The 7,265-nt window shown below is 36.7% G+C and carries 7 protein-coding genes and 2 tRNA genes (1 of these 9 only partly in view); 5 read left to right on the top strand and 4 right to left on the bottom strand.

Annotation, left to right across the window (positions count from 1 at the left end):
• Positions 1 to 174 carry the 5' portion of a hypothetical protein gene (locus tag QK255_RS09925; RefSeq protein ID WP_002342256.1) on the bottom strand. It extends 45 nt beyond the left edge of the window, so 174 of the gene's 219 nt are visible here — the first part of the coding sequence; it begins with the start codon at positions 172 to 174; its stop codon lies off the left edge, out of view.
• Positions 175 to 973: 799 nt separating this feature from the next.
• A tRNA-Thr gene (locus tag QK255_RS09920) sits at positions 974 to 1,046 on the bottom strand.
• A 215-nt stretch (positions 1,047 to 1,261) separates the two neighbouring features.
• On the opposite strand from QK255_RS09920, the gene QK255_RS09915 reads away from it, so the two are divergent.
• A tRNA-Asn gene (locus QK255_RS09915) sits at positions 1,262 to 1,335 on the top strand.
• 137 nt (positions 1,336 to 1,472) lie between these two features.
• Here QK255_RS09915 and QK255_RS09910 read toward each other — a convergent pair.
• On the bottom strand, positions 1,473 to 1,637 hold the full coding sequence (locus QK255_RS09910; RefSeq protein WP_002335493.1) for a hypothetical protein: 165 nt from the start codon (positions 1,635 to 1,637) through the stop codon (positions 1,473 to 1,475).
• Between the two features lie 295 nt (positions 1,638 to 1,932).
• Here QK255_RS09910 and QK255_RS09905 point away from each other — a divergent pair, with 295 nt between their 5' ends.
• The 3 genes from QK255_RS09905 (at position 1,933) to QK255_RS09895 (ending at position 5,054) form a co-directional block, all read left to right on the top strand.
• Entirely contained in the window at positions 1,933 to 3,261 is a 1,329-nt protein-coding gene (locus QK255_RS09905) for a C1 family peptidase (protein WP_002341214.1), read from the top strand.
• 206 nt (positions 3,262 to 3,467) lie between these two features.
• On the top strand, positions 3,468 to 4,301 hold the full coding sequence (locus QK255_RS09900; protein WP_002315463.1) for a fructosamine kinase family protein: 834 nt from the start codon (positions 3,468 to 3,470) through the stop codon (positions 4,299 to 4,301).
• A 15-nt stretch (positions 4,302 to 4,316) separates the two neighbouring features.
• The gene (locus QK255_RS09895; RefSeq protein WP_002342255.1) at positions 4,317 to 5,054 is read left to right on the top strand and encodes an acyl-ACP thioesterase domain-containing protein; all 738 of its coding nucleotides are present in this window, start codon (positions 4,317 to 4,319) and stop codon (positions 5,052 to 5,054) included.
• A 155-nt stretch (positions 5,055 to 5,209) separates the two neighbouring features.
• On the opposite strand, the gene QK255_RS09890 is transcribed toward QK255_RS09895, so the two are convergent.
• On the bottom strand, positions 5,210 to 6,178 hold the full coding sequence (locus QK255_RS09890) for an asparaginase (protein ID WP_002314249.1): 969 nt from the start codon (positions 6,176 to 6,178) through the stop codon (positions 5,210 to 5,212).
• A 230-nt stretch (positions 6,179 to 6,408) separates the two neighbouring features.
• Between QK255_RS09890 and QK255_RS09885 the strand changes: the two genes are divergently transcribed.
• Positions 6,409 to 7,242 (top strand): DUF72 domain-containing protein, encoded by an 834-nt coding sequence (locus QK255_RS09885; RefSeq protein ID WP_002328978.1) that lies wholly within the window; start codon positions 6,409 to 6,411, stop codon positions 7,240 to 7,242.
• The last annotated feature ends 23 nt before the right edge of the window (positions 7,243 to 7,265 follow it).

Genomic DNA, 7,265 nt, shown 5'->3' with positions numbered 1-7,265 from the left:
TAATGACACTTCATCATTGCCAACCATCAAGATATCTTCATTTAATATTTCAGCTTTTTCGATCAATCTCAGAGTTGCTTGATCAGTACCACCATATTCGTTGGTCGCATTTGCCGTGATACTTAACCCAAAACTTCCCAATACAATTGTACATAGAACTAATTTTTTAATCATTATGATCCCTCCTATAAAAAATTTATATTGTTACTAATGTAATTATCTCAGAACCTTCCTTTCTTGATAAGAACTCACCAGGTTACATCAATGTAAATCATTGGCTTCGTTAAGGTAACTAGCAGTTGATTTTGGGAGTACATGACTTTTATTAACAAAAATATTTAGGAGGAATTGGATCCAAAGAAGAAGTAAAAGCTCAGGAAAAAATAAGCTCAACTGTACTTGAGCTCGTATTACCAGATAGTATGGACATGAAGGAGCTGACCTATATTAATGAGGAGGAGAGGAAATACATTTAATAGTTGAAGAAATTGAGCGTCTGTGTAGAGTTGGTGCTAGAACTTATCGTTTCTCTAAAGCTTCTAATGGAAATTGACCCGTTTCCTATGACGTTCGTGTAAATGGCAGACAGCATATTATATCTACCTCGAATTTACGTGTTTCAGTATCTAGAGGGAATATTATTTCTAGAACTTTAACCCATAATAATAAACGGGCGGTTTCTAATGGTCAACTAGTTGTAAACTAAACAAGAGGTGATGATTATGGAATTAGCAGTGAAATTAAAATATTCATAGAAAAAAGAGAGGGGTTTCTCAAGAAGATGTTGCAGAGCCGTTAAACATTACGCGACAATAAGAGTCGAGCAATCGATTGGATGAATTTTTTTATTCGCATACGAACTGAAAAATTCTTTTTTTGTTTAAAATAAAAACAGTTTTGTGGGATTTTCGTGGCATAAAATAAAAAACAGCGCAGACACATTGTTAAACCAACATGTTGCACTGTTTAAGGAAGCCACTTGCCGGGCTTGAACCGGCGACCTCTTCCTTACCATGGAAGCGCTCTACCAGCTGAGCTAAAGCGGCATTATCATTAATACAAATAATAGGATAACGAATATTAATGTATTTGTCAATATGTTTTTTATCAAAAAAATGTGTTTTTGTACTAATGAAACAATTCTTAGAAAAAAGTAAAAATAACAAAAAATGCTAACGGTTTCTTCTAGAATATAGTAAAAAAATTCAAAAAAAGTATTGCGTTATTTGAAAGAAATTGATATTATATTCATGTACTTGATTCCGGCATAGCTCAGTTGGTAGTAGCGCATGACTGTTAATCATGATGTCGTAGGTTCGAGTCCTACTGCCGGAGTAAATAAAGCTTATGCAAAGAAAAAGAAATCCAATCACTTGGGTTTCTTTTTCTTTTATTATTATGATGAATCAAGCTTTCTGTTTTTGTCACGTATGTTGTAATCTTTACGAGAGAGTAGAGTTGGCTACTCATAATCAACCATACTTCCCATCATCGCTAAATACGAAATAAATCAGCATTCCTACACCAATCAAAGCACAAGCTGCACCAAGAAAAGGGATGGTATTCCCAAAGTTTTCTGTATTCATAAGTATGCCACCACCCACAAACAAAAAGCCGCCAGCAATCAGGTTTTTCATTTTATTCATTCTCCTTTCTTATGTTATAGTAGTTCCTTCTTTCAATGAGTATTTTGAAAGCTATCTTATTGTATGATGTTCTTCTAGGACTCTTCTTTATTATACAGGCCATTTTCGTTATCTCATAGAAATATTCCTTTTTATCTGAAAATTATTGTATACCATATGATATTTTTCTTCATGAAGTTGTAAGTATATTCTCATTCAAATGAAAATTTCATCATAGAAGAGATTGTATTTCTAAATTCTTAAGAGTAAAATACGAAGTGTAACTTGGATTTGGAAGGATGATTGGATGAAAGCTATTACACCGGATATGACAACAAAATTTGACAAACAGTTTCAAGCAAATAACAAACAGCAGGCATTGCAGCGGGCTGTCGTGAAGAACGGGATTACTGCTTCTGCTGAAAATATTTCAGCACATGTGGCGAATACACCAGTATTTTCTATTGATCTGGCTACAGGAAAAGTGGCTAATCAGATGCAATCGGGCCGTTGCTGGATGTTTGCTGCATTGAATACGTTCCGTCACAAAATGCTGAATCAATTCCATTTAAAAGAGTTTGAATTATCACAAAATTATACTTTTTTCTGGGATAAATATGAAAAGGCAAATTACTTCTATGAAAACATCATTGCAACTGGAAAAGAGACTATTGATAGCCGAAAAGTGGCTTTCTTGCTAACTACTCCTCAACAAGATGGCGGTCAATGGGATATGATCGTTTCATTATTCCAAAAATACGGTGTTGTGCCCAAATCGGTAATGCCGGAAAGTGCGAATAGTTCAAATTCTCGAGATTTGAATAACTACTTGAACAAACTACTGCGTAAAGATGCAGTTGTGTTACGCGAAATGGTTGCTCAAGGAGAAACATTAGACGCTATTGAAGAAAAAAAAGAAGAAATGCTAGAAAGTATTTATAACTTCTTAGCCATCTCATTAGGAACACCTCCAAAAGAATTCGATTTTGAGTACCGCGATGAAGAACAGAACTATCATCTTGACCGAGGACTGACACCACAAATTTTTTATGATAAATACATCGGTGTAAAATTAGATGATTATGTTAGTGTGATCAATGCACCAACAAAAGACAAACCATTCAATCGTTCTTATACAGTAGAGATGCTAGGGAATGTCGTTGGCGGGAAAGAAGTTAAATACCTGAATGTTGATATGGAAACTTTCAAAAAATTAGCGATTGCTCAGCTTGAACAAGGAGAATCTGTATGGTTTGGTTGTGATGTAGGACAATCTTCTACTAGAACCAGTGGCATCATGGCCTTAGATGCTTATTCGATGGATGATCTATTCGATACGGATTTCACAATGACTAAAGCTGAACGTTTGGATTTTGGTGAAAGTTTGATGACCCATGCGATGGTATTGACTGGCGTTGATTTAGTGGACGGACAATCAACAAAATGGAAAGTCGAAAACAGCTGGGGCGAAAAAGTTGGAAAGAACGGTTTCTTCGTTATGAGTGATGCCTGGATGGACGAATATACGTACCAAATCGTTGTCAGAAAAGATTTGTTGACGAAAGAGCAACTAAATGCGTTCAATGAAGAACCAATTGTGCTAGCTCCATGGGATCCAATGGGTGCTTTAGCATAGGTAAATAGTTCAATAAAGAGTATGCATTATAGATAAAAAAGAGCTGGCTTAAGTCAGCTCTTTTTTATCTATAAAGTCCATCTCCTGCTTTTTATGGTCTCTGTGCTATAATTCTAAATAAAGGGATGAGGATTGGAAATAATCCTTTTATCATGAAACAAGTATGATGACAAAATAGAATAAAATTGGGAGTAGGGGGGAAAGTCATGGATATCCAAACTGTTTTATCTGATCTGAAACTAAATGGGAAAGTGATTCCAGTTGTTGGCGGCGATGTGAATCAAACTTATCGTATAAAAACAGAGCAGCGTGCTTATTTTTTGAAAATCCATCCGAATGTAAAAAAAGGTTTTTTTGAAGCAGAAGTAGACGGGTTAAAAGAGCTAGCTGCATTCGTACGTGTACCAGATACGTACATGCTGGGTGAAACAAGTGAAGGCGCTTATTTGTTAATGGAATGGATCGAGCCGGGAAAAGGAGATCAACGAGATCTTGCTGCAGCTTTAGCTAATCTCCATCAGCAAACAGCGCCGCAATTTGGTTTTCGAAAAGATAACTATCTAGGTACACTTATTCAGAAAAATTCTTTTGAAGAAGATTGGTGGATTTTTTTCTTTAAAAATCGGCTTGAAGCCCAGATTTCTTTAGCAGAAGAAACGAATCGTTGGAATGTACAGCGGCAAGAAAAGTATCTGCGATTTAAAGAACGAGTATTGAGATCGGTTGAACCCAAAAAGATCACTCCACGCCTCTTGCACGGAGACCTGTGGAGTGGTAATGTGTTCTTTGACCAGCAAGGACAACCAATTTTTGTCGATCCGGCTGTTTCTTATGGGAATCGGGAACAAGATATCGCAATGAGTCAATTATTCGGCGGTTTCCGACCGGAATTTTTAGATGCCTATCAAACTATATTTCCATTAGAAGAGGGATGGGAAGATCGACTGCCGATTTACCAGTTATATTATCTTTTGGCACATTTGAATATGTTTGGAGAAAGTTACGGTTCCCAAGTAGATCAATTACTAGAAAGTTTTTAAGAGGAGGGCGTGTTTTTGGCAAAGAAATATACCAAAAAGCATGAAGTTTCATATTACGAGTGTGACATCAATCAAACGATGACATTTCCTTCGATGTTAGGAGTAGTTATCAAAACATCTGAAGATCAAAGCGACCAGTTGGGAAGAGGCAGTGAATTCGTCAATAGCTTTGGACTGACTTGGGTCATCACGAATTATTCTATGGAGATTAAACGTTTACCTAGAGTCGGTGAAGTAATTTCAGTAACGACTCAAGCCATGGAGTACAATAAGTTTTTCTGTTATCGGAACTTCTGGATCCATGATGAAGATAGGGAAGAATTAGTCAAAATAGAATCTGTTTTTGTATTGATGGATTTTGTGAATCGAAAAATGAGTAGTGTTAATGAAGAGATCATTGCTCCTTTTGAGAGTGAGAAAATCAAGAAAATCAAGCGTCAGGAAAAAATTGAAAAGATTGATTCGGGCTTCATGCTGCCATATCGTGTTCGTTTTTATGATATCGATAGTAATCAGCATGTTAATAATGCGATGTATTTTAATTGGATCATTGATGTATTGGGATATGACTTTTTGACTACGCATGTTCCAGAAAAAGTAATTATTCGATTTGATAAAGAAGTAGAGTACGGGAATGAGATCGAAAGCCATTTTGAACAAGTTCCAATTGAAAATGGTGTCAAATCAAAACATGAAATCCGAATGCAAGAACAGCTGTATTGTGAAGCCAATATTCTATGGAAAAATAAATAAAAAAGAGGTTGTGACAGAAATGGTCAGCTTCAAGAAATAAGAAGAAGTTTACGAAAATTGTTTCTCAAAATTTTTGTAAAATTTCGGCTTAGTTTTCGAAGAAGCTACTTTTGTCACAGCCTCTCTTTTTAAGTTTAGCTATCAGATATTGATGTTTAGTTTTGGATAAACGAAATCAATTCTTCACCCGTCAAACCATAGTTTACGGCAATCAATAGTTTTAAACGTGCTTTTTGACTATTGATACTGTTGCAGAAAATAATCCCCATTTCTTCTAGTTCTTTTCCTCCGCCTTCATAATCATAAACAGGCTCTGCGATTCCATTGAAACAACGAGAAACAAGTACTACAGGGATTTTTTGGACAAGGAGCTTTTCTAAAGCTGCTAGGGCTTGAGGAGGGAGATTTCCGGCACCTAAAGCTTCAATGACTAGACCGTCTACTTTCGTATGGGCGATTGCTTCCAATAAGTCTCCTTGCATCCCAGCATATGCTTTAACAATTGGGATAGTCCCATTTACAGCGGAAATATCCAGCCGCTTTGTTTCTAAAAGTTCTTGTAAGAATAAGATTCGATTCTTAGTTACTAAACCGATTGGTCCCAATGTAGGCGTTCGGAAAGTAGCAACATTTGTGGTGTGGGTCTTTGTCACGTAGCGTGCAGAATGGATCTCATCGTTCATGACAACTAATACACCCTTATCTACCGCTTCTTCACAGCTTGCGACGCGAATAGCACTTTCAAAATTATAGAGACCGTCACTTCCAAGTTCGTTACTTGAACGCATTGCCCCAGTCAAAACAATTGGTAATTTGTCACCAATCGTTGTATCAAGAAAAAAGGCAGTTTCTTCTAATGTATCCGTACCATGTGTAATCACCACTCCGAATATACCTGATTCATAAGCGGACAAGATACGTTCTTTTAATACCAACATGTGAGAAGGCATGATGTGTGGTGAGGGAAGATTGAAGATATCTTCAACTAAGAGTTCCACATGCTCAGGTATCGTGATTTCTGCATCTAATAACGGGTTTGCCACATCAGGACTAACACCGCCAGTGAGCATGTTTTCTTTCATGGCGATCGTTCCGCCGGTGTGCAGTACAAGTATTTTTTTCATTTTACAGACTTCCTTACGAATAATTTTGCATAGCCGTTAAATCTTATTGTATACTATATAAAAGAGTTTTGCTATCAGTGAAGAATAACAATAGCCAGACTTATTATAAAAAAGCTGCCCTTACTTAAACGAAGAAGACTCGACCTTGACCTCTTAATGCACGGAGTATTTGGTTGAGTTTCTTTTACAAAAAAGCAGTCAAGGGAAAACAATTACGAAGGTGGTCGAAAATGATCAGAATCGGATTAACATCGTTTAAAGAACATGACAAATTAACTGGCAAAAAGAATAACACTCTGTATGAATATGCCGGATTTCTACCCTTAGTGGAATTAGATACTGCTTATTATGGGATTCCTCGAAAGTCCTCTGTTGAGAATTGGATAAACGAAGTACCTGAATCTTTTCGCTTTGTAGTCAAAGTCTATCAAGGGATCAGCGGTCAAGGAGATTGGAAGCCTTATTATCAGACCGAAGAAGAGATGATTACGCATTTTTTAGATGTCATGTCGCCAATGGTAGAAGCTGGAAAGCTTTTTTGCTTTTTAATTCAATTCCCCTCTTCATTCAAATGTACAAAAGAAAATGTCCAATACTTGCGCAAACTTAGAAAGTGGTTTGAGAGTTATCCTGTTGCCGTAGAATTGCGGGATTATTCTTGGTACAGCGATGAATTTCTTGAACGTACGAGAAACTTTATGTCTCGAGCCGCTTTTTCTTTAGCCATCATCGATGAGCCGCAGCTGCTGAATACAACGATCCCTTTTGATCCATTTGTAACCAATCCGAACTTTGCTCTCTTTCGATTCCATGGTAGGAATGCTCAGGGATGGCAAGCAAATGATAAAGATTGGCGCAAAAAAAGAACATTGTATCGTTATTCAGAAAAAGAACTGCAAGAACTAGCACGTGAAGTCAAAGCAGTTGATTCTAAGACAAAAGAGATAGGTGTGATTTTTAATAACAATTCTGGTGGGGATGCGGCTGAAAATGCATTAGCACTGCAAAAAATATTAAATATCAAGCCGGATGGACTTAATCCAACTCAAATGGATCTGTTTTAAGGGCTTATTTTATTCATGAAAGG

The sequence above is a fragment of the Enterococcus sp. ZQ21 genome (assembly GCF_030053755.1).
Classification (GTDB): Bacteria; Bacillota; Bacilli; order Lactobacillales; family Enterococcaceae; genus Enterococcus_B; species Enterococcus_B lactis.
This window is presented reverse-complemented; position numbering and strand designations above follow the sequence as displayed.

What these genes read in the sequence shown, in the direction of transcription:
- QK255_RS09910 (WP_002335493.1), bottom strand. Translation starts at nt 1,637, where the DNA reads ATGAAAAACCTGATTGCTGGCGGCTTTTTGTTTGTGGGTGGTGGCATA.
- QK255_RS09905 (WP_002341214.1), top strand. Translation starts at nt 1,933, where the DNA reads ATGAAAGCTATTACACCGGATATGACAACAAAATTTGACAAACAGTTT.
- QK255_RS09900 (WP_002315463.1), top strand. Translation starts at nt 3,468, where the DNA reads ATGGATATCCAAACTGTTTTATCTGATCTGAAACTAAATGGGAAAGTG.
- QK255_RS09890 (WP_002314249.1), bottom strand. Translation starts at nt 6,178, where the DNA reads ATGAAAAAAATACTTGTACTGCACACCGGCGGAACGATCGCCATGAAA.
- QK255_RS09885 (WP_002328978.1), top strand. Translation starts at nt 6,409, where the DNA reads ATGATCAGAATCGGATTAACATCGTTTAAAGAACATGACAAATTAACT.